The 22,566-nt window shown below is 61.4% G+C and carries 21 protein-coding genes and 1 pseudogene; 1 reads left to right on the plus strand and 21 read right to left on the minus strand.

Features of this window, described 5'->3' with window-relative positions; genetic code table 11:
- Window positions 1–9 precede the first annotated feature (9 nt).
- The 21 genes and pseudogenes from EAO39_RS16465 to surE all read right to left on the minus strand — a co-directional run bounded on the left by EAO39_RS16465 (window position 10) and on the right by surE (window position 21,380).
- Window positions 10–1,158: an ATP phosphoribosyltransferase regulatory subunit gene (locus EAO39_RS16465; RefSeq protein ID WP_120969456.1), complete on the minus strand. Its 1,149-nt coding sequence runs from the start codon at window positions 1,156–1,158 to the stop codon at window positions 10–12.
- Between the two features lie 93 nt (window positions 1,159–1,251).
- Window positions 1,252–1,440 (minus strand): DUF2065 family protein, encoded by a 189-nt coding sequence (locus EAO39_RS16470; protein ID WP_120969459.1) that lies wholly within the window; start codon window positions 1,438–1,440, stop codon window positions 1,252–1,254.
- 85 nt (window positions 1,441–1,525) lie between these two features.
- Complete coding sequence (hflC, locus tag EAO39_RS16475; protein WP_120969462.1) at window positions 1,526–2,416, minus strand: protease modulator HflC; 891 nt, start codon at window positions 2,414–2,416, stop codon at window positions 1,526–1,528.
- Window positions 2,417–2,425: 9 nt separating this feature from the next.
- Entirely contained in the window at window positions 2,426–3,802 is a 1,377-nt protein-coding gene (hflK, locus tag EAO39_RS16480; RefSeq protein ID WP_120969465.1) for an FtsH protease activity modulator HflK, read from the minus strand.
- 71 nt (window positions 3,803–3,873) lie between these two features.
- Entirely contained in the window at window positions 3,874–5,076 is a 1,203-nt protein-coding gene (gene hflX / locus EAO39_RS16485) for a GTPase HflX (protein ID WP_120969468.1), read from the minus strand.
- A 63-nt stretch (window positions 5,077–5,139) separates the two neighbouring features.
- Entirely contained in the window at window positions 5,140–5,394 is a 255-nt protein-coding gene (gene hfq, locus EAO39_RS16490; protein WP_120969471.1) for an RNA chaperone Hfq, read from the minus strand.
- Between the two features lie 101 nt (window positions 5,395–5,495).
- Window positions 5,496–6,836: a ribosome biogenesis GTPase Der gene (gene der, locus EAO39_RS16495; protein ID WP_120969475.1), complete on the minus strand. Its 1,341-nt coding sequence runs from the start codon at window positions 6,834–6,836 to the stop codon at window positions 5,496–5,498.
- 15 nt (window positions 6,837–6,851) lie between these two features.
- Window positions 6,852–8,015, minus strand: a complete 1,164-nt coding sequence (gene bamB / locus EAO39_RS16500; protein WP_120969480.1) for an outer membrane protein assembly factor BamB — start codon at window positions 8,013–8,015, stop codon at window positions 6,852–6,854.
- Window positions 8,016–8,017: 2 nt separating this feature from the next.
- The gene (locus tag EAO39_RS16505; protein WP_120969483.1) at window positions 8,018–8,698 is read right to left on the minus strand and encodes a tetratricopeptide repeat protein; all 681 of its coding nucleotides are present in this window, start codon (window positions 8,696–8,698) and stop codon (window positions 8,018–8,020) included.
- A gap of 52 nt (window positions 8,699–8,750) precedes the next feature.
- On the minus strand, window positions 8,751–10,019 hold the full coding sequence (gene hisS, locus EAO39_RS16510; protein ID WP_240467114.1) for a histidine--tRNA ligase: 1,269 nt from the start codon (window positions 10,017–10,019) through the stop codon (window positions 8,751–8,753).
- Window positions 10,020–10,246: 227 nt separating this feature from the next.
- Window positions 10,247–11,530, minus strand: coding sequence for a flavodoxin-dependent (E)-4-hydroxy-3-methylbut-2-enyl-diphosphate synthase (gene ispG, locus EAO39_RS16515; RefSeq protein WP_120969489.1), 1,284 nt, complete (start codon window positions 11,528–11,530; stop codon window positions 10,247–10,249).
- Between the two features lie 19 nt (window positions 11,531–11,549).
- Complete coding sequence (locus EAO39_RS16520) at window positions 11,550–12,458, minus strand: helix-turn-helix domain-containing protein (RefSeq protein ID WP_120969492.1); 909 nt, start codon at window positions 12,456–12,458, stop codon at window positions 11,550–11,552.
- On the minus strand, window positions 12,451–13,227 hold the full coding sequence (pilW, locus tag EAO39_RS16525) for a type IV pilus biogenesis/stability protein PilW (protein ID WP_240467036.1): 777 nt from the start codon (window positions 13,225–13,227) through the stop codon (window positions 12,451–12,453). The genes EAO39_RS16520 and pilW overlap by 8 nt, the downstream gene beginning before the upstream one ends.
- Window positions 13,228–13,318: 91 nt before the next feature.
- Window positions 13,319–14,440, minus strand: a complete 1,122-nt coding sequence (gene rlmN / locus EAO39_RS16530) for a 23S rRNA (adenine(2503)-C(2))-methyltransferase RlmN (RefSeq protein ID WP_120971204.1) — start codon at window positions 14,438–14,440, stop codon at window positions 13,319–13,321.
- Window positions 14,441–14,569: 129 nt separating this feature from the next.
- Window positions 14,570–14,995 (minus strand): nucleoside-diphosphate kinase, encoded by a 426-nt coding sequence (gene ndk, locus EAO39_RS16535; protein ID WP_120969498.1) that lies wholly within the window; start codon window positions 14,993–14,995, stop codon window positions 14,570–14,572.
- 139 nt (window positions 14,996–15,134) lie between these two features.
- Window positions 15,135–16,631, minus strand: a complete 1,497-nt coding sequence (locus EAO39_RS16540; RefSeq protein ID WP_120969502.1) for a pseudouridine synthase — start codon at window positions 16,629–16,631, stop codon at window positions 15,135–15,137.
- A 551-nt stretch (window positions 16,632–17,182) separates the two neighbouring features.
- A pseudogene (gene scpB, locus EAO39_RS23105) lies at window positions 17,183–17,728 on the minus strand (SMC-Scp complex subunit ScpB); the annotation flags it as partial.
- Window positions 17,729–17,830: 102 nt separating this feature from the next.
- Window positions 17,831–18,937 (minus strand): RluA family pseudouridine synthase, encoded by a 1,107-nt coding sequence (locus tag EAO39_RS16550; RefSeq protein ID WP_120969505.1) that lies wholly within the window; start codon window positions 18,935–18,937, stop codon window positions 17,831–17,833.
- Window positions 18,938–18,950: 13 nt separating this feature from the next.
- Window positions 18,951–19,799 (minus strand): peptidoglycan DD-metalloendopeptidase family protein, encoded by an 849-nt coding sequence (locus tag EAO39_RS16555; RefSeq protein WP_120969508.1) that lies wholly within the window; start codon window positions 19,797–19,799, stop codon window positions 18,951–18,953.
- A 13-nt stretch (window positions 19,800–19,812) separates the two neighbouring features.
- Window positions 19,813–20,601, minus strand: coding sequence for a protein-L-isoaspartate(D-aspartate) O-methyltransferase (locus EAO39_RS16560; RefSeq protein WP_120969511.1), 789 nt, complete (start codon window positions 20,599–20,601; stop codon window positions 19,813–19,815).
- The gene (surE, locus tag EAO39_RS16565; RefSeq protein WP_120969514.1) at window positions 20,598–21,380 is read right to left on the minus strand and encodes a 5'/3'-nucleotidase SurE; all 783 of its coding nucleotides are present in this window, start codon (window positions 21,378–21,380) and stop codon (window positions 20,598–20,600) included. The genes EAO39_RS16560 and surE overlap by 4 nt, the downstream gene beginning before the upstream one ends.
- A gap of 164 nt (window positions 21,381–21,544) precedes the next feature.
- Here surE and EAO39_RS16570 point away from each other — a divergent pair, with 164 nt between their 5' ends.
- Complete coding sequence (locus tag EAO39_RS16570) at window positions 21,545–22,522, plus strand: NADPH:quinone oxidoreductase family protein (RefSeq protein WP_120969517.1); 978 nt, start codon at window positions 21,545–21,547, stop codon at window positions 22,520–22,522.
- Window positions 22,523–22,566: the final 44 nt, after the last annotated feature.

Here is a 22,566-nt window from a genome sequence, read left to right on the forward strand (position 1 = left end):
TCAAAAGCCTTAAATGGCTTGCACGACCCATTGCCCACCGATGTTGGCGAGCTCACGGTCGCAGTGGAACTCGTCCACTTCGCTTTCATGCCCAGGCAGTACGCAGACTACCGTCTCGCCATGCTGGCGCAACGCGGCAATGGCCGCAGCCACTTGCACGTCATCACCCCAGGGGGCGCGGATGGCAGCCTTGAGCGGACGCTCGGGCACGACAGCCACCAGTTGTTTGATATCCAGGCTGAAGCCTGCAGCGGGACGGGTGCGACCATAGACGGCGCCCACCTCGTCATAGCGGCCACCGCGCACCAGCGCATCGCTGCCGCCGGGCACATAGATCGCAAAGCGCGTGCCGCTGTAATAGGAGTAGCCGCGCAGATCAGCCAGATCGAAGCTGATCTTCACGCCCTGCAGACGCTGCGTCAGCCAACGCAAATGCGATAGCACCTCACGTACACCAGCAATGGACTGCAGCTGTTTTTCAGCCTTGTCCAGCACATCCATGCCGCCGTACAGCTGCAGCAAGGCCATCAAGCCTTCGCGCGAGGCCTGCGGGAAATCCGCAGTCAGGCGTGCCAGCTCGGTGGCATCCTTGGAGGCTAGGGCTCCGTGCACGGCACGCAGCTGCTGCTCATCGGCCATCACGCCAGCCAGCAGGCTGCGCACAATGCGCACATCGGCCAAGTCGACAATGATGTCTTTGACGCCAGCGCCCTTCAGACAATCGAGTGCCAGGTGCAGCGCTTCCAGATCGGCCTCCAGGCCTGCATGACCGTAGATTTCAGCGCCAAACTGGAAAGGCTCACGCGTGGCCCGCGGCCTATCGGGGCGCGCATGCACCACAGGGCCGCAATAGCACAGGCGTGTCACGCCCTGGCGGTTGAGCAGATGAGCGTCGATACGAGCAACCTGCTGCGTCATATCGGCGCGCAAGCCCATGGTGCGACCAGAGAGCTGATCGACCAGTTTGCTGGTTTGGATTGCAAGCGCTTCGCCAGTACCCGTGAGCAAGGAGTCCAGGTACTCCAGCATGGGCGGCATGACAAGCTCATAGCCGTAGCTGCGCGCAGTATCGAGCAGTCCTCGACGCAATTCTTCGATGTGCCGGGCCTCAGAGGGCAGTACATCGGCAATGTGATCCGGCAGGACCCAAGCGGACATGGAGAAAGGGGGAGGCTGTTAAAAATGTGATTCTACCGACTTTGGCTAGCCCTCCAAATTAAGCCGACATCGCCGGGCCGCTATCGACGGTATTTACAGCAGGACAAGCGCAACAATGCCCGCTGCGATACACAGCAGTCCGCAAAAGCGCAGCTGCCCGTCGCGCAGCTGCATCAGCTGGGTGAACATCTGCCGCCACTGGCGCGGCGCCAGCAAAGGCAGCAGCCCTTCCAAAATCAGCACCAGCGCCAAGGCCAGCCACAAGGTTTCAGCCCACTCCATTTGCTACGCCTCCATCATCCATTAACGAAAAATGGCCCACGAGGGGCCATTGTTCTTTGCTTCAAGCAGCTTGCTCAAGTGGTGTTTACTTGGCAGCAGCGCCACCGCTGCGATAAGCCTTGAAGAAGTCGGTTTGCGAGGGGTCCAGCACCAGCACATCGCTCTTCTTGGAGAAGCTCTCCTTGTAGGCTTCCAGGCTGCGATAGAACTGAGCGAATTGCGGATCCTTGCCAAAGGATTCGGCATACACGCGCGCCGCTTCGGCATCGCCCTCACCCTTGATCTTTTGGGCATCACGGTAGGCATTGGCGATCGTGATGTCACGCTGGCGATCGGCTTCGGCACGAATCTTTTCACCTTCGGCAGCGCCGGTGGAGCGCAGCTCATTGGCAACGCGCTTGCGCTCGGCTTCCATGCGTCGGTAAACAGACTCGGTAATGGTCTCGGCGTAATCGACGCGGGTGATGCGCACATCGACCACGTCCACACCCCAGGGCTTGGCACCGCGAACGGTTTCCAGCACTTCGCGCTTGACGTCAGCCATCAACGCTTCACGCTTGGAGGAAAGCAGCTCGCGCACAGTGCGACGGTTGATTTCTTCCTGGAAGGCATTGCGCACCACGCGGTTGAGCTGCATGGCACCGGCCGACTCATCCAGGCCCACGTTACGGATGTATTCCGAAGGCTCGGAGATGCGCCAGCGCACATACCAGTCGATGACCACGCGCTGCTTTTCAGCCGTCAGCATGGGCTCGGTATCGGTGCTGTCCAGCGTCAGCAGGCGCTTGTCGATGTAACGCACATTCTGAAACGGAGGAGGCATCTTCCAGTTCAGGCCCGGCTCGGTGATCACTTCCTTGATCTGACCCAGGGCATAGACCACGCCAAACTGGCGCTGATCCACCACAAACAGGGTGGAGCTCAACAAAGCCAGCAAAACCAGAATGCTGGTGACAAAAAATCCAATTCGATTCACTGCATTCTCCTAGCGCGATTCGCGTTCACGGCTGCGGGCATCACGGGCCCGGCTGTCTGCAGCCGGGCTGGGTGTTGTACGCGTTGCCGCAGGGGCTGCCGTACCGCCGGCAGCGGCCGGAGCCTCAGCCGCAGCGGCTGCATTGCCGCCAACGCCTTGCATGATTTTGTCCAGCGGCAAATACAGCAGGTTGGAGCCCTGACGGGATTCCACCAAGACCTTGGTCACATTGCTGTAGATCTGCTGCATGGATTCCAGATACAGGCGATCGCGTGTGACCTGGGGCGCCTTCTGATACTCGGCAACCAGCGAGCTGAAACGCGAGGCATCACCTTGCGCCTGAGCCACAATGCGGCCCTTGTAAGCAGCAGCTTCCTCCGTCAGACGCGAAGCAGAGCCCGTGGCACGAGGAACAACGTCGTTGGCATAGGCCTGGGCTTCGTTCTTGGCGCGCTCGCGCTCTTGTCCAGCCTTGAGCACATCATCGAACGAGGCTTGCACCTGCTCAGGCGGACGCACGCCGCCTTGCTGCATGTTGATGCCCACGATTTCCACACCCACCTTGTAGCGGTCCAGAATGGTTTGCATCAGCTCGCGCACACGCGGCGCAATCTGGTCGCGCTCATCGGCCAGCGCGGTATCCATTCGCATCTTGCCCACGACTTCGCGCACGGCAGACTCCGCCACCTGAATCACAGCCTCGGAGGGACTGCGACTTTCAAACAACCAGGCACGCGCATCGCTCAGACGGTACTGCACGGCAAACTTGATCTCGACGATGTTCTCGTCTTCGGTCAGCATGGCCGATTCACGCAAGCCGGTGCTGCGCACGATGTTGTCGCTACCCACATCCGCCGAGCGAATCTGGGACACGTACACCAACTCCTGCTTTTGCACGGGGTAAGGCAGACGCCAGTTGAAGCCCGCACCCACCGTGCTCTTGTACTTGCCGAACTGGGTAATGACGGCCTGCTGGCCTTCCTGCACGATGAAAAAGCCGGTTCCCAGCCAGATCAGCACGGCAACGCCGGCGATCAGGAAGACACCTTTTCCGGCATTGAAAGGCTCGGCAGGCTGGCCGCCATTGCGACTGGGTGGCAGACCAGGACCACCCGGCTTGCCGCCGAACAGACCTGAGAGCTTGCGATTGAGATCACGCCACACTTCTTCCAGATCCGGCGGCTGGCCTTGCTGGGACGAAGGAGGACGGGGACGTTGCTGATCGGGAGCAGCGGGTGGCGGCTCCGGACGTTCATTGTCCGCAGGACGGGGACTCTCTTCGTTGTTGTTATCGCCACGACCCCAGCGTGGATCGTTCAGATTGAACATCCCGCGAATACGTTGTGGCAGCACCGCCCAGCGATGGACGCGTTGTGAAAAATTCATGCGAGAAGTCTCTGTATTTTCAAAAAGACATGGACCATGGCTGGCATTGTGCCCACAAGAGGCACAAGTCCCTAGTATGGTTCGTCGGACTCAGGGGGCATCCAGGACTCATCGCCCCGCGCCTCCTGCTCTGCACGACCAGCCTCCTCTCGTGCCTGCAAAACCCGCTCTGCCAGCAACTGGCGCAGCTGCGCAAGCCCCTGCCCCGAGCGAGCACTGACAAACACACGCGGCACCTGTACACCATCGAGCTCGTAGACATCCTGCAGCGCGGCAGGCTGACGCTCGGGATCGATGGCATCCAATTTGTTGAAGACCAGGATTTGCGGCACATCGTCCGCTCCGATTTCACCCAGAACTTTTTGAACTTGTTGGATTTGTTCTGGGAATCCGGGATTGGACGCATCGATGACATGCAGCAGCAAGTCAGCATCAATCGCTTCCTGCAAGGTGGCCTGGAATGCATCCACCAGTCCGTGAGGCAGGTCGCGAATAAAACCCACCGTATCGGACAGGGACACTGATACTTCAGCCTCCGTCAGATACATCTGGCGTGTTGTCGTATCCAGCGTGGCAAACAGCTGATCTGCCGCATAGGCACGCGCCTTGACCATGGCATTGAACAGCGTGGACTTGCCCGCATTGGTGTAGCCCACCAGCGAGATGTTGAACACATCGCGGCGTGCACGCTGGCGGCGCTGGGTGGAGCGCTGCTTTTTGACTTTCTTCAAACGCTCCTTGGTGCGCTTGATGGACTCGTCAATCATGCGGCGGTCCAGCTCCATCTGCTTTTCACCGGGGCCGCCACGGCCACCGATACCGCCAGCCTGGCGCTCCAAGTGGCTCCAGCGGCGCACCAGGCGCGTGCTGATGTACTGCAGACGGGCAAGCTCCACCTGCAGCTTGCCTTCGTGGCTGCGCGCACGCTGGGCAAAGATCTCCAGAATCAGCATGGTGCGGTCGTTGACCGGCATCTGGATATGACGCTCCAGATTGCGCTGCTGTGCCGGACTCAGGGACTGGTCGAACCAGACCTCCTTGGCGCCGTGCATATCAGCCAGCATGCGGATTTCATCGGCCTTGCCACTGCCTACGAACAGCGCCGCATCCGGCGCCTTTCGCTTGCAGGTCAGACGGGCGACGGGCAACAGGCCGGCGGTCTGGGCCAACAGGCCCAGCTCCTCCAGCTCGTCATCGAAATGGGGAACGCCAAAATCCACGCCGACCAGCAGTACTGGCGCAGACGCGGCTCGTTCAAAAGATTCAGAACTCAAATACCTCTCCCGTGGGGTGAGGAGCCTCGCCGGCGGCGCCGGGAGGCATCAGCGCAGCGCAGCTCAAGCAGCAGGCGCTTCGTTTTCAGCTGTAGCTGCAGCAGAGAAATTCACGGCGCGGCCGGGAACGATGGTGGAGATGGCGTGCTTGTAGACCATCTGGGTCACGGTGTTGCGCAGCAGCACCACATATTGGTCAAAGGATTCGATTTGGCCTTGCAGCTTGATGCCGTTCACCAGATAGATGGAAACCGGCACGTGTTCACGACGCAGTGCGTTCAGGAACGGGTCTTGGAGGAGTTGGCCTTTGTTGCTCACGATATTCTCCGTGTTCGAAGAGTGTTGTTGTAAACCGACACGTTACCACAGCCCCGGTGACTCCCTGCACACAGGGTTTTCACCGAATCCGTGGTATCTGTTTAATCCTTGTCGGCGTAAGGATTATGAGAGGTTTTCATCTCGATGCGCAACGGCGTGCCCACGAGATTGAATTCCTTGCGGAAGCGCCCTTCCAGGAACCGCTTGTAGGCTTCGGTCACATGTTCCAGCGAGTTGCCGTGAACCACGATGACGGGCGGATTCATGCCGCCCTGGTGGGCATAACGCATCTTGGGACGGTAAGCCCCCACCTTCTTGGGCGTCTGGAACTGCACGGCTTCCATGAGCAAGCGGGTGAGCACGGGCGTAGGCATCTTGCAGGTCGCCGCACGGTGCGCCTGAATAATGGACTTCCACAGCGGCTCGATCCCCTGGCGCTTCTGGGCAGAGATGAAGTGCAGCGGCGCAAATTTCAAAAAGGACAGGCGGGACTCGATGGAGCGCTCCAGCAACTGGCGCTGGTAGTCATCCACGGCATCCCATTTGTTGATACCCAGCACCACGGCCCGGCCGCTTTCCAGAATGTAGCCGGCAATGTGCGCATCCTGATCCGTCACGCCTTGCGTGGCATCGATCAGCAGCAGCACCACATTGGCTTCTTCAATCGCTTGCAGAGTCTTGACCACCGAGAACTTCTCGATGGCTTCAAACACCTTGCCCTTGCGGCGCAATCCGGCCGTATCGATCAGCTCGAACTTCTGGCCGTTGCGCTCGAACGGCACGGAAATCGCATCACGCGTGGTGCCCGGCATGTCGAACGCCACCAGACGCTCTTCACCCAGCCAGGTGTTGATCAGCGTGGACTTGCCGGCATTGGGGCGACCAGCCACCGCCAGACGCACAGGCTTTTGGTCTTCCTCGCCCAGCTCATCTTCCTCGGGCTCGGGAAGATTGAGCAGACCCAGGGCCAGATCCACCAGGTCGCGTGTGCCCTGGCCGTGGGCCGCAGAAACGGCCATCACCTCACCCAGACCCAGTTCATAGAACTCGCTGAGCTTGACGCCGTCCTTCATGCCTTCGGCCTTGTTGGCCACCAGCACCGTGGGCTTACCCAGGCGGCGCAGGTATTTGCCAATCTCGTGATCCTGGCCGGACAGGCCGGCACGCGCATCCAGCACAAACACCACGACATCGGCTTCAGCCACAGCCTGCTGCGTCTGCTTGGCCATCTCCTTGAAGATGCCCTTGGACGCATCGGGCTCGAAACCGCCGGTATCGATGACGATGTACTCGTGCGAGCCCTGACGGCCTTGACCATAGTGGCGATCGCGTGTCAGCCCTGCAAAGTCAGCGACGATGGCATCCCTCGACTTCGTGAGCCGATTGAACAATGTCGACTTGCCCACATTGGGGCGCCCTACCAGGGCAATAACTGGCTTCATTCCGAAAAATACCTATCAATCCGGCTTAAAGCCGTAAACAGTACCGCTGCGGCTTACCACCACCAGCGTGTTGCCAGCCACCACGGGAGCGGTGGCAACGCCTGCCTTATCTGTTTCCAAACGAGTCAGGGCCGAGCCGTCTTCACGCGACAGCAAGTGCACCGTACCCAAATCATCTGCCAGCACCACCGAGCGGCCCAGCACCAGCGGTGCGGTCAGCTTGCGGTACTGCAGCTTGTCAATCGACCACAAGCGCGAGCCGTCTTCACGGCGCCACGCTTGCACAGTCCCGTTGCTTTCAGCGCCAAAAACGCTTTGCTCATCGCCACCGATGCCGTCGCTGCCCTTGGACGTCTGGGTCCAGCGAACCGTACCGTTGCTGGTGTCCACACAACCCACCGCAGCCTGGAAGGCACGCGCACACACGCTGGCGCCCACACGGCTGACCGAGCCCACCAGATCCACCAGTCGCTCCACATCATTGGTGCCACGCGGGCTGGCCAGCGGGGCTTGCCAACGCACGGAACCCGTATCGGGGTCCACACCGGCCAAGCGACCCGACACACCCGCCACCAGCGTATTGCCCACGGCCATCAGCACGCCGGGCTGGCGCAGGATCAGCGGCTCGTTGCTCGGGCCTTCTGCAGACCACAGCTCACGACCGGTACGAGCATCGAATGCTGACAGAGAACGGTCGGCAGCCATCAGGAACACGCGACCACCCGCTACCAACGGAGGGGTATAGGTCGCAGCCGAGAGCTCGCGCTTCCAAATCTGCTTGTCACCTTCAAAAGCCACCAACTGGTTGCTGCGCGTCACCACCACGGCACGCTGACCATCACTGCCCACGCCCGTAGTCAGGGGCTCGCCGGCACTGAACTTGGCCGTCTGTGCGCCGGTCACGGCGTCGAGCACGGTGACCGTGCCGTCCTTTGCCACCACGGCCACGGTATTGCCTTGCACGGCGACAGGCATGGCCAGAGGCACTTCGCCGCCGACCTTGGCCGTCCAGGCCTGATGCACGGCAATCTTGCCGGGGTTGGGGCCCAGGTCTGCAGGCTTGGGCTTATCCTTGCCAAACATGGAGCAGGCGCTCAAAGCCGTCGCCAACACCGTCAGCGCCAGAACACGCGGAGCCGCGGGCAGGACAGATTTCACTTGATGGGCAAAGGTCTTCAAGATTATTTCTCCGAGGGCGTTGTCTTGACCAGGGCTACGACTTCAGGAGCGGCACCCAGCGCATTGAGCTTGAATTCCACCAGGTGGCGGTAGTCCAGATTCTTGTCCAGCGCCTTGTAGGCGTTCTGGTACTGGGCCACCGCTTCCTGCGCCTTGCCCTGGGCGGCCAGCAGATCACCACGGCGATCGGCTTGCAGACCGGCAAAAGACTCGGGCATGCCGGCTTCCAGCGCCTTCAGGCCTTCGTCGTATTTCTTTTGCTGCTCAAGCACTGCCGACAGGCGCAGCTTGGCCAGAGCCTTATAGCCCTCGTCAGCACCCTTCTCAGCCACCCACAGCAGAGCGACTTGCGCATCATCGAGCTTGCCGGCATCCACAGCGGTCTTGGCCACCAGCAAGGCCGACTGGGCTGCCTGCGTGGTGCCCGCATACTTGTCCTTGAGCTCGCCGAAAGCCAGATCCAGACGCGTCTGATCCTTGGCGGTCAAGGCGGCCGTCACGGCAAATTCCAGCGCAGAAGCCTGCACAGCCTGGCGCTTTTGCCAGAACTGGTAGCCATTCCAACCGGCCAGCGCAGCAAACACCACCAGCAGCACACTGGTGATCAGCGTGCCCCAGGTGTTCCAGAAATGCTTGAGCTGATCAATCTGCTCTTGTTCTTCAAGGTCTAAATGAGTTGCCATGACTTCGTTTTAATGGTTGGAACACGTGTGGAGGCTGCAAGCAGCCCTGCCCTCAGAGCGCCGATTTTAGGCTGTGGGCCCATTGGGCGACTTCGGCCAGGGATTGCTGCACTTGCTGGCCTTCGCCATCGCGCAGCGATTTGACGGTCACCTTGCCCTCGGCCAGCTCGTCGGCGCCAAAGATCAGCGCAAAGCGTGCACCCGATCCATCGGCTTTCTTGAACTGGGATTTCATCGAACCCATGCCCTCGGCCGAGCCGCCGGCAGCCGCATGCATTTGCACGGCCACACCACGGCTGCGCAGCTGGTGCGCGGTCTTGAAGACCTGGGGCAGGGCCGATGCGTCGGGGATGATGGCGTAGACATCGGCCGCAGGCTGCGGGATCTCGGCGCCGATTTCCTTGAGCACTTCCAGCACGCGCTCCACGCCCATGCCCCAGCCCACGGCGGAAGCCGGCTTGCCGCCGATTTGCTCGATCAGATAGTCGTAACGGCCGCCGCCGCAGATGGTGCCTTGCGAGCCCAGCTTGTCGGTAATGAACTCGAACACCGTGAGGTTGTAGTAATCCATGCCGCGCACCAGACGCGGATTCAGAGTCCATGCCACGTCGTTGGCATCCAGAATGTCCTGCACGGCCTTCAGGTGGGCCTTGGAGGCATCGCCCAGATAGTCCATCAGCTTGGGCGCGGCGTTGACCATTTCCTGCATGGCAGGGTTTTTGGTGTCCAGCACGCGCAGCGGGTTGGAATACATGCGGCGCTTGGCCTCTTCGTCCATCACGGCGGTGTGCTGTTCGAAGTAGGCAATCAGGGCCTCGCGGTGGGCCTTGCGCTCATCGGGCTGGCCCAGGCTGTTGAGTTCCAGGCGCACGTCGGTGATGCCCAGTTCCGCCCACAGCTGCGCGGCCAGCAAAATCACTTCGGCATCCAGCTCGGGACCGGCAAAGCCCATGGCCTCCACGCCGACCTGATGGAACTGGCGATAGCGACCGCGCTGCGGGCGCTCGTGGCGGAACATCTGGCCGATGTAGAACAGGCGCTTGCCGCCTTCATACAGCAGATTGTTTTCGACGATGGCACGCACCACGCCGGCCGTGCCTTCGGGGCGCAGGGTCAGATGTTCGCCATTGAGTTTGTCTTCAAAGGAGTACATCTCCTTTTCGACAATATCGGTCACCTCACCCAGGCCACGCACAAACAAAGCGGTGGGCTCGACGATGGGGGTGCGGATATTGCGGTAGGCAAAGCGGCTCATCAGATCGCGCACCTTGCCCTCAAACCACTCCCAGCGCGCGGAATCGGGCGGGAGGATGTCGTTCATGCCTTTGACGGCGGTCAGTTTTTCGTTTTTAGCCACGGAAACTCTCAAACTCGGGTACTAGCAAAACAAGAGCTGGCAGCGCCTGCTACTCTTGGTTTTAAAAGCAAAACAATACTCAAAACCAAATGAATAGCGCGCTAGGCGCTATCAATTCTTTTGCGAAATCTGCATTCATTGTGCCAGCAGCACAAAAAGCCAGGGCGGGCACAGCTTTCGCACCGAAACAGCTATGCCGGATGCCCGCCGTACTTGCGCTGCACATAGTCCAGCACCAGGGCCTGGAACTCTTCGGCAATACGCTCGCCACGCAGGGTCACGGTTTTTTCGCCATCCACGTACACCGGAGCAGCCGGCGCTTCGCCATTGCCGGGCAGGCTGATGCCTATGCTGGCATGCTTGCTCTCGCCGGGGCCGTTGACGATACAGCCCATTACCGCCACTTTCATGGCTTCCACGCCCGGGTACTGGGCACGCCACACCGGCATTTCGCCGCGCAGATAGTCATCGATGCGCTTGGCCAGTTCCTGGAAGGTGGTGCTGGTGGTGCGACCGCAACCCGGGCAGGCCGTGACGCTGGGCACAAAAATGCGCAAACCCAGGGACTGCAGAATCTCGGAAGCCACCACCACCTCTTGCGTACGCGCTTCGCCCGGCAGGGGCGTGAGCGAGACGCGAACGGTATCGCCAATGCCTTCCTGCAGCAGCACGGACAGCGCTGCGGTGGAGGCCACCGTGCCCTTGGTAGCCATGCCGGCCTCGGTCAAACCCAGGTGCAAAGCGTAATCGGTGCGGCGCGACAGTTCGCGGTACACCGAAATCAGATCCTGCACGCCGCTGACCTTGCACGACAGGATGATGTTGTCGCCGTTCATGCCTATCTCTTCGGCACGCTGGGCCGAGGAAATGGCCGAAGTGATCAGCGCCTCGTACATGACCTGGCGCGTATCCCAGGGCCTGGAGCGCTTGGAGTTCTGGTCCATCAGCTCGGCCATGATTTCCTGATCGAGCGAGCCCCAGTTGACGCCGATGCGCACCGCCTTGTCGTACTTGGCGGCAATCTCGATCATCTGGCTGAACTGCTTGTCCTTTTTGTCGCCCTTGCCCACGTTGCCGGGGTTGATGCGGTATTTGGACAAGGCTTCGGCGCAGGCCGGATAGTCCGTCAGCAGACGGTGGCCGTTGTAGTGAAAGTCGCCCACCAGCGGCACGTACTCGCCCATGCGGTCGAGCTGCTCGCGGATATAGGGTACGGCGGCAGCGGCTTCCGGCGTGTTGACGGTGATACGCACCATCTCGGAGCCGGCCTGTGCCAGCTGACGCACCTGAATGGCGGTCTCCACCGCATCCACGGTGTCGGTATTGGTCATGGACTGCACGCGCACCGGCGCGTCGCCACCCACAGTTACCACATTGTTGCGCCACACCACACGGGCCTGACGCGACTTGCGCGGCAGCGGGCTGGCGATGGCAATCGCTTGGCTGGGCTGCTGCAAATTGGGGGAATCTTGCACTTTTGCTTACCTCGAACGCTTACTTGACCACGAAGCGAGCCACGTTGTCACGTGTGTTCGCAATATCGAGAGGCTCGCCACGCACGGTCACCTTGGTGCCCTTGGCATTGCCCACGATCACGGACAGGGGCAGCGTGCCGTCGGCCGTCACGGACTCATCCTTGGCCAAAGTTTTCTCGAGCACCACCTTGCCGTTGGCATCCTTGACCTTGACCCAGGACTGGACTGTGGCCGTCAACTTCAACACGGCTGCCGATGCATCGGCCGCGGGGGCTTCCGCCGCTGTCGTTGCCGGTGCAGCTGGCGCAGCCACCGGTGCCACCGCCGCAGATGCTCCCGCATCGCCAGCCGGCGCCTCGCCGCTGATGGAAGCAGCGCCCAGCACCACGCCGGAACCGGCGTCGGCAGCACCTGCAGCAGCCGCCGAGTCCGTGCCCTGTGTCACGGTAGACGCTTCATCGGCACTCTGGCGCATGGGCACAAAATACACGGCAGCCGCTGCTACCAGCAGCACTACCACACCGACCACCACCTTGCGCGTGCCATTTTCACCGCCGCCCAATGGCGTGCCAGCGCCCTTGAAGCTGCGACGCTCTCTCACGGTCTCATTGATGCCCGGGCCGCCATTGGACAGGCTTTTGAGCTGGGTGCGTGGTAACAAGGCCAGCACAGGAGCCGGATCCAGCTGCAAGCTGCGGCACATGCCCATGGCCAGTGCGCGCATGAAGACATGATCGGAAAACGCCGCGTAATCGTCATCTTCCAGGGCCTGCAGCTTTTGCTGGGGCACTTTCAGCGTGGCAGCCATACTGGGCAGCTGCATACGGGCGGCTTCACGCGCCTGGCGCAACATGGCACCGGCGGTCACCGGAGCGGACTCTTTTTCTTCGCTTTGCATATTCACCTCATCCACCACACCGTCACTCATTGAAGGCTCCCCGCTCATACGCCAGCCACTGGCGCGACTGAGGGAAACGGCGCTGCAATTGCTCAGCACCCAGACGCACTCCAATGTCGTCGTGCAATGCCCTGTCGATCTTGATTCCCAGCCACAGACTGTCTGCGCTTGCCTGATTGTTATTGGTATTTGCGCGGCGCAGATAAAACTGTGCTTTCTGAGGCTCGCCTTTTTGCCACAGCACCTGGGCTAGGTTGTAAGCCGTGACCGGATTGCCCGCATCCATCTCATAGGACTGAAACATGGATTGGTATGCGGCATCGAGCTGGCCGGCCTGCTGATAGCAAATGCCTTTGGCCAGCAAGGTCTTGGAGCGCTCCTGATAGCGAGGCTGCTGCAAGGCCTTGTCAAACCATTGCTGAGCGCTATCGAATTTCTTTTGCTGACACAGCAGCCAGCCGTAGTTGTGGATCTGGTTGCCATCGTCGGGATGGAATTCCAAGGCTTTCTTCATGGCCACATCGGCCTTGGACCAGTCTTGCTGCTGCATGAAGATCAGGCCCAGCAAAGCGTAGGCGTCTGCGTAATTGGGGTTGGCCGACAGCGCCTGGCCTACCTCTTCCAGAGCCACATCCAGGCGACCGGCCTGAAAATAGCTGGCTGCCAGCTCAAGGCGAATCTGGGCGCGCTTGTGCGCATCTGCAGCCACCGGGAAAGCCGAGGAGTTGCTGGCCGCCGCAGGCTGCGGCGCAACCGGCGACTGAGGCTGATTGGAGCAACCCATCAAGGCAGCGGTCACAACCGGAATTCCCCACCGGGCCCAAAAGTCCCAATGTTGCCAACGCGGTTGCCGCTCCACTGCCTTCATTTACTTCCCTTTGTTTTAGCCCTCAAGACACCTGCTTGAGGGTGATGATGCGCTGCTTGGCCATGCGCTCTGCAGCGCGTGTCCTGTCCTTCACATCCCCGGCCAGCTGACCGCAGGCGGCATCGATATCGTCACCGCGCGTCTTGCGCACCGTGGTCACAATGCCGGCATTGCTCAGCAGGCTGGCGAACTCGGTCACCCGAGCATTGGGCGAACGCAGCAGCCCCGAAGCCGGGAACGGATTGAACGGAATCAGATTGAACTTGCACCAGTTCTTGCCATCGCCGCGCGCGCGCACCAACTCTATCAGCTGACGCGCATGCTCAGGCTGATCATTGACGCCATCGAGCATGCAATATTCAAAGGTGATGAAGTCACGCGGCGCAAAGTCCAGATAGCGCACGCAGGCATCGAGCAGCTCGACAATCGGGTACTTCTTGTTCAGCGGCACCAGGTTGTCGCGCAATGGATCGTTGGGCGCATGCAGGGACACGGCCAGAGCCACAGGAGCATCCTGTGCCAGACGGTCCATCATGGGCACCACGCCCGAGGTGGAGACCGTGACGCGGCGGCGCGACAGGCCATAGCCGTGGTCGTCGAGCATGGCACGCAAGGCGGGCACCAGAGCCGTGTAGTTCTGCATGGGCTCGCCCATGCCCATCATCACCACGTTGGAGATGATGCGTTCGTCGGTGCCAAAGCGCTTGCGCAGCGAGTGCTCTGCAAACCACAGCTGGGCCAAAATCTCGCCGGTGGTCAGATTGCGGCTGAAGCCCTGATGCCCCGTGGAGCAAAAGCGGCAGCCCACGGCGCAGCCAGCCTGGGACGAGATGCACAGCGTGCCGCGATCGTCCTCAGGAATAAATACGGATTCAACGGCATTGCCGTCGCCCACATCGAACAACCACTTGACGGTGCCGTCAGTGGAGACATGTTCCGTCACCACGGGCAAAGCGGTAACGTGGGCCCGGCTTTTGAGCTTTTCGCGCAGGGACTTGGCCAGATCGGTCATCTGGTCGAAATCGCTGGCGCCACGCTGGTGAATCCAGCGAAACAGCTGCGTTGCACGGAAACGCTTCTCCCCGAGCTGCTCGCAGTATGCGGTCAGGCCTTCGAGGTCAAAATCAAGCAAATTGGTAGTCATATCGGCAGGTGGCGAGGCATCAAACAACCTTGTAGAACCACGCCGTGGTGAGCATTTTCGGCGCTGACACCGGTTTCGCCCAGGCGAAACCCTGGCGTCAGCGAGAGCATGCTGTGAAGCTTGCGTGGATTAACGCGAGTAAACGTTCATGCCGGGGAAGAAGAAGGCAACTTCCACAGCAGCGGTTTCAGCAGCGTCAGAGCCGTGCACGGCGTTGGCGTCGATGCTGTCGGCGAAGTCGGCGCGGATCGTGCCCTTTTCAGCCTTCTTGGGATCGGTAGCGCCCATCAGTTCACGGTTCTTCAGGATGGCGTTTTCGCCTTCCAGAGCCTGGATCATCACGGGGCCGGAGATCATGAAGTCCACCAGGTCCTTGAAGAAAGGACGGGCAGCGTGCACAGCGTAGAACTGTTCGGCTTCCACGCGCGACAGGTGCACCAGCTTGGCAGCCACAACCTTCAGGCCAGCAGCTTCAAAGCGTGCGTAGATTTGACCGATCACGTTCTTGGCAACTGCGTCGGGCTTGATGATGGAGAGAGTGCGTTCGATAGCCATGGTGTTAATTCCTAATCAGGGTTACTGTGGATTTTTGCCGGAAAAGCAAAACCGTCGATTTTAGCGGTGCCGTTATAGACCTTGGCAATACGGCACCACTCAAAATTTCACTCCCCAGAAGAATCTGGGGAATAACGCATCAGCGGCGGCGCTTGGCGGTCTGACGGGCTCGCGAGAGGCTGTCGCCACCGATATAGCCCACTGAGGTGCGCATGGGATCGGGCTGGCTGCTCTGACCTTGCTGGCGGCCACCGCCGCCGCCCTTGCCCGAGCGGTTGTTGGCATTGGCCGAGGGCTTGGCGGGCTGGCGCTCGTCGAACAGACCCACGGGGGCCGGACGGTTGCCATCCCACTCGCTGCGGCGCTGACCACCACCTTCACGGCGACCTGTCTGGGGACGGTCGGCATTGAAGCCACGCCCCGAATTGCCGCGACCATTACCCCGGCCGTTGCGATCACCACCGCGGCCATTGCCAACCGCGCGATCAACCGGAGCACGCTCCTTGACACCGGCCACAGCCATCAGCGCCTTGATATCGGCCTGATCCAGCTCCACCCAGGCACCGCGCTTCAAGCCGCGGGGCAGCATCATGGCGCCGTAACGGATACGGATCAGGCGGCTCACGGCGTGGCCTACAGACTCGAACATGCGGCGCACTTCGCGGTTGCGACCTTCGGAGATGGTCACGCGGTACCAGTGATTGGCACCTTCACCGCCGCCGTCTTCGATGGAGCCGAAGCTGGCGATGCCATCTTCCAGCTGCACGCCGTCCGTCAGCAGCTTTTTCTCGTCCTTGCTCAGTGCACCCAGCACGCGGGCCGCGTATTCACGCTCCAGGCCAAATCGGGGGTGCATCAGGCTGTTGGCCAGCTCGCCGGAGCTGGTGAACAGCAGCAGACCTTCGGTATTCAAATCCAGACGGCCAACAGACTGCCACTTGCCGTGCTGCAGCCTGGGCAGCTTGCGAAACACGGTGGGGCGGTTTTGTGGATCGTCATGCGTCACCACTTCACCCACGGGCTTGTGATAGGCAATCACACGGGCTGGCGGTGGATCGATACGGAAACGGATAGGTTCACCATTGACCTTAACCACGTCGCCGAACTGCACGCGCTGGCCCACGTGGGCTGGCTCGTTGTTGACGGAGATACGGCCCTCCAGAATCAGCTGCTCCATCTCCAGGCGCGAGCCCATGCCGGCCTGAGCCAGCACCTTGTGCAGCTTGGGCGAATCGACCTGGGGCGCCAGCACGCGCTTGGCGGGCATGGCGTTGTCGTTTTCCTCGTCGGCATCGAACTCGCCGGAGATCACATCGTCAAAGTCATAGCCTTGCGATGCGTTCTTGGCGGATTTGTTGGAATTTTGGCCTTCAGCCTGCTCCACATCAGCGCCATCAGCTTCTGTTTCGATAGCATCATCCAACACTTCAGGCAACTCTTGCTCCGTGGCGGCCACTGGGGCGCTGGTACGGGGCTTGGCAGACTCACGCTTGCGCGCTGGCTTTGCCGCAGCAGCCTTGGCTTTGGCCTTGGGCTTGGGCTTGGGCTTGACCACGCGAGGCTTGCGGGGCTTTTTTTCGACGGCAGGAGTTGCTTGCGGCTCGTCTTGCATCTGGGTCGATGTCTCGTTGTTCATTGAGGGTTCCCCTCGGCGGCGCTTTTCTCGCCGTCATCCAAATTCTGTTCATCGTCAGCACCGCCTTCAGCGTCGGTGCCGTAGTCATCTTCCAAAAAGGCGCGCAAGCCCAGCCATTCCCGGCGTGCCGGCTTTTCACCGGCGCCTGCACCCGCCATCGCCTCCGGCTGCGCCTTTTGCGGCTTCGCCTGCTTTTGCGCTACTTTTGACGCCACCGGCCCGGGCACTGCTGCCTGGGGCGCGATCGGCACAAATTCCTGAATCTCCGGCTCAGGTTCTGGCGCAATCCCTGTCTCGGATTGCGGCGCTGCCTGCAACTGCAACTCAGGCACTGCATATGCAGGCTCGGGCTTCGCCACAGACTCCAATTCATCGTCCAGCGCCACGGTCGCCATCTGCGCCGCAGCCGCCTCCTCACTGTCGCCATCCGGGGCCGATTCGGCCTCATCCACTGCAGCAGCCAGATTCACGGCCTCCACAGCGTTCAAAGCCTCCGGCAACTCCAGCACCGGCCCGTCGTCGGCCTGCTCGACCTCGGCGTCCTGCTGACCTTCTTCCAGCGCCTTGAAAAGGCTTTGCTGGCTTTGGGTTTCCTCCAGCATGGGCAACTGGTCCAGCGATTGCAGGCCCAGATCGTCCAGAAACTGGCGGGTGGTGGCAAACAGCGAAGGACGGCCCACGGTTTCCCGGTGACCGATCACCTCGATCCAGCCGCGATCTTCCAGCTGCTTGATCAGCAGACTGTTGACCGTCACACCCCGAATATCTTCAATGTCTCCGCGCGTGACCGGCTGACGGTAGGCAATGATGGCCAGCGTCTCCAGCGTGGCGCGCGTGTACTTGGGCGGTTTTTCGGGATGCAGCCGATCCAGGTAAATACGCATCTCGGGACGGCTTTGAAACCGCCAGCCCGATGCCACCTGCACCAGCTCCACCCCTTTTTGTGACCAATCTTTTTGCAGATCGAGCAACAAATCCTTGAGGGTATCCGAACCCAGCACGTCATCAAAAAGTGAGCGCATCTCGCGCAGTGTCACTGGCTGTAGAGCACAAATCAATGCTGTTTCAAGAACCCGCTTGGCATCTACCGTATTCATAGGCGCAGCGTTTCGGGAGAGGCTGTCGCAACCGCAAGCCGGTGGGACGCCAATTTCAATGTAGAGAGGAAGCGCCCCATCAATGCCATCATGTGTCGATGGTCAGAGGCTTTCCGGGGGATTGTAACGCAGGCCCCAATTATCCAGTGCCGCCGTCATGTCTTGCGGCAGCGGAGCATGCAGAACCAGGGGTTTGTGCGAGACCGGATGCTCGAAGGCCAGCCTGAAGGCATGCAGCGCCTGGCGCGTCAGACCGCCTTGGGGCTGTCCGCCATACACGCTGTCGGCCACCAGCGGATGACCCAGTGAAGCCATGTGCACCCGGATCTGGTGGGTGCGTCCGGTATGCAAGGTGCAGCGCACCAGGCAGCGCTGATCATCACCCGCCAGCCAGTCAAAGTCGGTGCGTGCGGTTTTGCCGGCATTCACCGCCAGATCGACCACGGCCATGCGCAGACGGTTGCGCGGATCGCGGCCAATAGGCGCGTTCACCTCGCGGTGCTTGCGCGGCCCCCAGTCCTTGTGAGCAATGGCCAGATACTGGCGGCTGACATCGCGCGCCGCAATCATCTTGACCAGCGCATCCATGGTGGCGCGGTTGCGTGCCACCACCATCAGGCCGCTGGTGTCCTTGTCCAGACGGTGAACAATGCCGGCTCGCGGCACCTGACGGGCTTTCTCGTCACGGGCCAGCAGGCCGTTGAGCAGCGTACCCGTCCAGTTACCGGGAGCCGGATGCACCACCAGGCCCGCAGGCTTGTTGACCACCAGCAGATCGTCGTCCTCATAGACCACGTTCAGCTCCATCGCCTCGGGCTGGAAAGCCATGGATTGCTGGGTAGGCCGCATTTCCACGCGCAGCCGGTCGCCCACATTGACCTTGGCCGAAGGCTTGGCCAGCGGCTTGCCGTTGAGCGTGACTGCGCCATCGGCCAGCAGCTGCTGCAGATAGTTGCGCGAGAACTCGGAAACCCCTTGAGCCAGCACCTTGTCCGCACGCTGGCCGTGATACTCGGCCGTGACCAGCAGGTCGCGGATTTCTGTTTCGCCGTCCGATGCTGCCTCATCGGCGCCTTCATCCCACAGTGCCTGAGCCAGCGCCTGGGCGTGGGCCGCCACCTCGTCAAAGGTCGAATCCCCGCCAGAAGACACAAGCCCCTGCGAGGCAGGGGCTTGTGATGCGGGCTTGCTTTTCTTTGCTTGAGCCATGCTTGAAGCAGATTTAGCGCGCAGGCAGATAGCGCGAAGGATCGACCGGCTTGCCCTGGCGGCGCACTTCAAAGTGCAGCTTCACGCGGTCGGCATCGGTGCTGCCCATCTCGGCAATCTTCTGGCCTTTTCTGACCGACTGGTCTTCCTTGACCAGCAGGGACTGATTGTGGGCGTAGGCCGTCAGATAGGTGTTGTTGTGCTTGAGGATGATCAGGTTGCCGTAGCCGCGCAGACCGGCACCGGCATAGACCACACGACCGTCAGCAGCAGCCACCACCGAGTCGCCGGCCTTGCCGCCGATGTCGTAACCCTTGTTGCGGGCTTCGTCAAAACCGGACAGCAGGCTGCCGCTGGCAGGCCAGATGAAGTTCACATCATCCGCACCCTTGGCTGCAGGCACGGTGGCTGCAGGCGTGGGCGCAGGTGTTGCGGCGGGGGTTGCCGCCGGCGTGGCGGAGGACGCAGCACCGTTGCTGCCGACCACCACGGGAGCAACACCGCGACCGGATGAAGCCGACGATGCAGCCGTGGCCACAGGTGCGGGCGGAACCACGCGCACCACTTGACCGACTTCAATCACATTGGGATTGTCCAGATTGCTCCAGCGAGCGATGTCTTTCCAGCTCTGACCGTGCTCCAGGCCGACCTTGATCAGCGTGTCACCCGGTTTGATGGTGTAGTAACCAGGTTTGCCAGCGTTTTCGGCGCCCGGCAAAGGCTTTTCCGACGCTGCAGATGAGGAGGCCGACTGTCCGCGATCCTCCACAGGAGCCCTGTTTGCCTGAGTCGAGCAACCGGCAAGAATCACACCTGCCAGCACAACCGTACCCCATGCACCAAGACTGCGCGATACCAACATAAGCTATTTCCTTCTAGGCGATTCCCGATTTTAGAGGGACAAAGTTCACCGCTTCCAAAACCGACTGTTTAAACCCGTGTGAACTCTTGTCAATCACCAGCAGCGCCTGCTTGCCAGCAGACACGACCACCGGAGCCACAAGACGTCCGCCCACGGCCAGCTGATCACACCATGCATCGGGGACAGCAGCGCCGCCGGCGGCGCAAATAATGCCCGCATAGGGCGCGCCGCTGGCAAAGCCCTGCATGCCGTCGCCCAGGATCAGATGCGCATTGGCCAGGCGCCACGGTCGCAAATTGTTACGCGCTTTTTCGTGCAAACCACGCAAGCGCTCTATCGAATACACCTCTTTGGCCACCATGGCCAGCACGGCAGCCTGATAGCCGCAGCCCGTACCGATCTCCAGCACCCTCCCCAGCCCGGCCTTGCCGGCTTCGGAATTGAGCAGCAACTCGATCATGCGGGCCACCACACTGGGCTTAGAAATGGTCTGTCCCAGACCTATGGGCAGGCTGGTGTCCTCATAGGCCTGATTGACCAGAGCGCTATCGACGAAACGATGACGTTCCACCGTCGCCATGGCATGCAGCACGCTTGGATGAGCAATGCCTGCAGCCTCCAGGCGCTGGGCCATGCGGGTACGCACGGCCGCCGAGTCCAGACCCAGGCCTACTGCAGGTGCGGGCGCGCGCATAGCCGCTGCCATGGCGGGAGCACGGCTCACCGTCGCACGGCCGGCCGGCGCCGGCTGGGCCGAGCGCGCAATCCATCCCGGCACCGGCCTGGGAGGACGCTCGCTCACAGCGGCTCCTTGGTCTGGACGGCAGACTGCAACTTGGCTGCGGTTTGCGCCCAGTAGCCAAGATTGTCGTGGTCCGTCAGATCGACCTTGAGCGGCGTCATGGACACATGACCGTGCGCCGTGGCGTGGAAATCCGTGCCTTCGGAATCATCCTTGGCCGCACCGGCGCTGCCGATCCAGTACATGGTCTCGCCGCGCGGGCTTTGCTGCTGAATCGCCTGCTCTGCCGCATGGCGGCGGCCCAGACGGCACAGCTTGGCGGGCTTCAAGGCCGACAGCGGCATATTCGGGATGTTGACGTTGAGCAGCCAGGGCATGTCGCCAATCAGCTGCTGGGCCTGCATGTCCTGCACCATCTGGCGGGCGGTGGCCGCGGCGGCCTCCAGCTCGGCCCAGCCCTTGTCCACCTGCGAGAAGGCGATGGCGGGAATGCCGAACAGAAAACCCTCCATGGCCGCGCCCACCGTGCCCGAGTAAATCGTGTCGTCGCCCATGTTGGCGCCGTTGTTGATGCCCGAGACCACCAGGTCCGGTCGGTAGCCCAGCAGCCCCGTCAGCGCGATGTGCACGCAGTCGGCCGGCGTGCCGTTCACATAGCGAAAGCCGTTATAGGCCTTGTGCACATACAGCGGCGCATTCAGCGTCAGAGCGTTGGATTTGGCGCTGTTGTTGTGCTCAGGCGCCACCACTTCCACGTCGGCCACAGTGCGTAAAGCATCGTGCAAAGCCACGATGCCAGGAGCCTGAAAGCCGTCGTCATTACAAATAAGAATCTTCATGGATACAGCAAGGATTGCCGGGGCATTGTAGGCGGGGGATTCGTCACGGGAGAGACACGCGGCATTCGCACCACACTTCTATCATCTGCGGCGACATCCTGGCATCCGCTTTACATCGAATTGCCGCCTCACTGCGCCCTCCCCTCACACTTTCTGGAGACATCATGCACGCTTGGCTTTGCACCACCCCCACTGGCGTCGAAACCCTGCGCTGGACGGAGCTGCCCGTACCCACGCCCGGTCCCGGTCAGGTCTTGCTGGAGCTCAAGGCCGCCAGCCTGAATTTTCCCGATCTGCTGATCGTGCAAAACAAATACCAGATCAAGCCGCCCCTGCCTTTCGTGCCAGGCTCCGAGTACGCAGGCGTGGTGCAGGCCGTGGGCGAAGGAGTCAAACACCTCAAGATCGGCCAGCGCGTGGCCTGCCTGTCAGGCACGGGAGGTTTTGGCACGCATACGCTGGCGCCTGCCGCCATGTGCATGCCACTGCCCGATGCGTTCAGCTTTGTGGATGCCGCCGCCTTCATCATGACCTATGCCACCTCGCACCACGCACTGATAGACCGCGGCCAGCTCAAGGCCGGCGAAACGGTGCTGGTGCTGGGCGCGGCCGGCGGCGTGGGCACGGCCGCCATCCAGATTGCCAAGGCCGCCGGAGCCCGCGTGATTGCCGCCGCCTCGACCGATGAAAAATGCGCACTGTGCAAGGCCCAGGGAGCGGACGCCACCATCAACTACAGCCAGGGCGATCTGCGCCAAGCCATCAAGGCCGCCACCGACGGCAAGGGCCCGGATGTGATTTACGACCCCGTGGGCGGCGACTTTGCCGAACCGGCTTTCCGCTCCATCGCCTGGCGCGGCCGTTATCTGATCGTGGGTTTTGCCTCCGGCCCCATTCCCTCCCTGCCGCTGAACCTGGCCCTGCTCAAAGGCGCCTCGCTGGTAGGCGTGTTCTGGGGCGATTTTGCCAAGCGCGAGCCGCAGAACAACGCGGCCATGATGCAGGAGCTGGCCCTGTGGTACGGCCAGGGCAAGATCAAGCCCGTGATCGACCGCACCATGGCCATGAGCGAGCTGTTTGCCGCCTATGAGCGCATGGGCTCGCGCCAGGTGCAGGGCAAGCTGGTGCTGGTCAACGAGTAGCGTCAGCCGGCTTCGGCTCTGCCACACTAAGGCCCTTGCCCCAC

It is taken from the genome of Comamonas sp. lk, assembly GCF_900564145.1.
Taxonomy (GTDB): Bacteria; Pseudomonadota; Gammaproteobacteria; order Burkholderiales; family Burkholderiaceae_C; genus Comamonas.

What these genes read in the sequence shown, in the direction of transcription:
- EAO39_RS16465 (WP_120969456.1), bottom strand. Translation starts at nt 1,158, where the DNA reads ATGTCCGCTTGGGTCCTGCCGGATCACATTGCCGATGTACTGCCCTCT.
- EAO39_RS16470 (WP_120969459.1), bottom strand. Translation starts at nt 1,440, where the DNA reads ATGGAGTGGGCTGAAACCTTGTGGCTGGCCTTGGCGCTGGTGCTGATT.
- hflK (WP_120969465.1), bottom strand. Translation starts at nt 3,802, where the DNA reads ATGAATTTTTCACAACGCGTCCATCGCTGGGCGGTGCTGCCACAACGT.
- der (WP_120969475.1), bottom strand. Translation starts at nt 6,836, where the DNA reads ATGAAGCCAGTTATTGCCCTGGTAGGGCGCCCCAATGTGGGCAAGTCG.
- EAO39_RS16505 (WP_120969483.1), bottom strand. Translation starts at nt 8,698, where the DNA reads ATGGCAACTCATTTAGACCTTGAAGAACAAGAGCAGATTGATCAGCTC.
- hisS (WP_240467114.1), bottom strand. Translation starts at nt 10,019, where the DNA reads ATGAACGACATCCTCCCGCCCGATTCCGCGCGCTGGGAGTGGTTTGAG.
- EAO39_RS16520 (WP_120969492.1), bottom strand. Translation starts at nt 12,458, where the DNA reads ATGAGTGACGGTGTGGTGGATGAGGTGAATATGCAAAGCGAAGAAAAA.
- rlmN (WP_120971204.1), bottom strand. Translation starts at nt 14,440, where the DNA reads ATGACTACCAATTTGCTTGATTTTGACCTCGAAGGCCTGACCGCATAC.
- ndk (WP_120969498.1), bottom strand. Translation starts at nt 14,995, where the DNA reads ATGGCTATCGAACGCACTCTCTCCATCATCAAGCCCGACGCAGTTGCC.
- EAO39_RS16540 (WP_120969502.1), bottom strand. Translation starts at nt 16,631, where the DNA reads ATGAACAACGAGACATCGACCCAGATGCAAGACGAGCCGCAAGCAACT.
- EAO39_RS16550 (WP_120969505.1), bottom strand. Translation starts at nt 18,937, where the DNA reads ATGGCTCAAGCAAAGAAAAGCAAGCCCGCATCACAAGCCCCTGCCTCG.
- EAO39_RS16555 (WP_120969508.1), bottom strand. Translation starts at nt 19,799, where the DNA reads ATGTTGGTATCGCGCAGTCTTGGTGCATGGGGTACGGTTGTGCTGGCA.
- surE (WP_120969514.1), bottom strand. Translation starts at nt 21,380, where the DNA reads ATGAAGATTCTTATTTGTAATGACGACGGCTTTCAGGCTCCTGGCATC.
- EAO39_RS16570 (WP_120969517.1), top strand. Translation starts at nt 21,545, where the DNA reads ATGCACGCTTGGCTTTGCACCACCCCCACTGGCGTCGAAACCCTGCGC.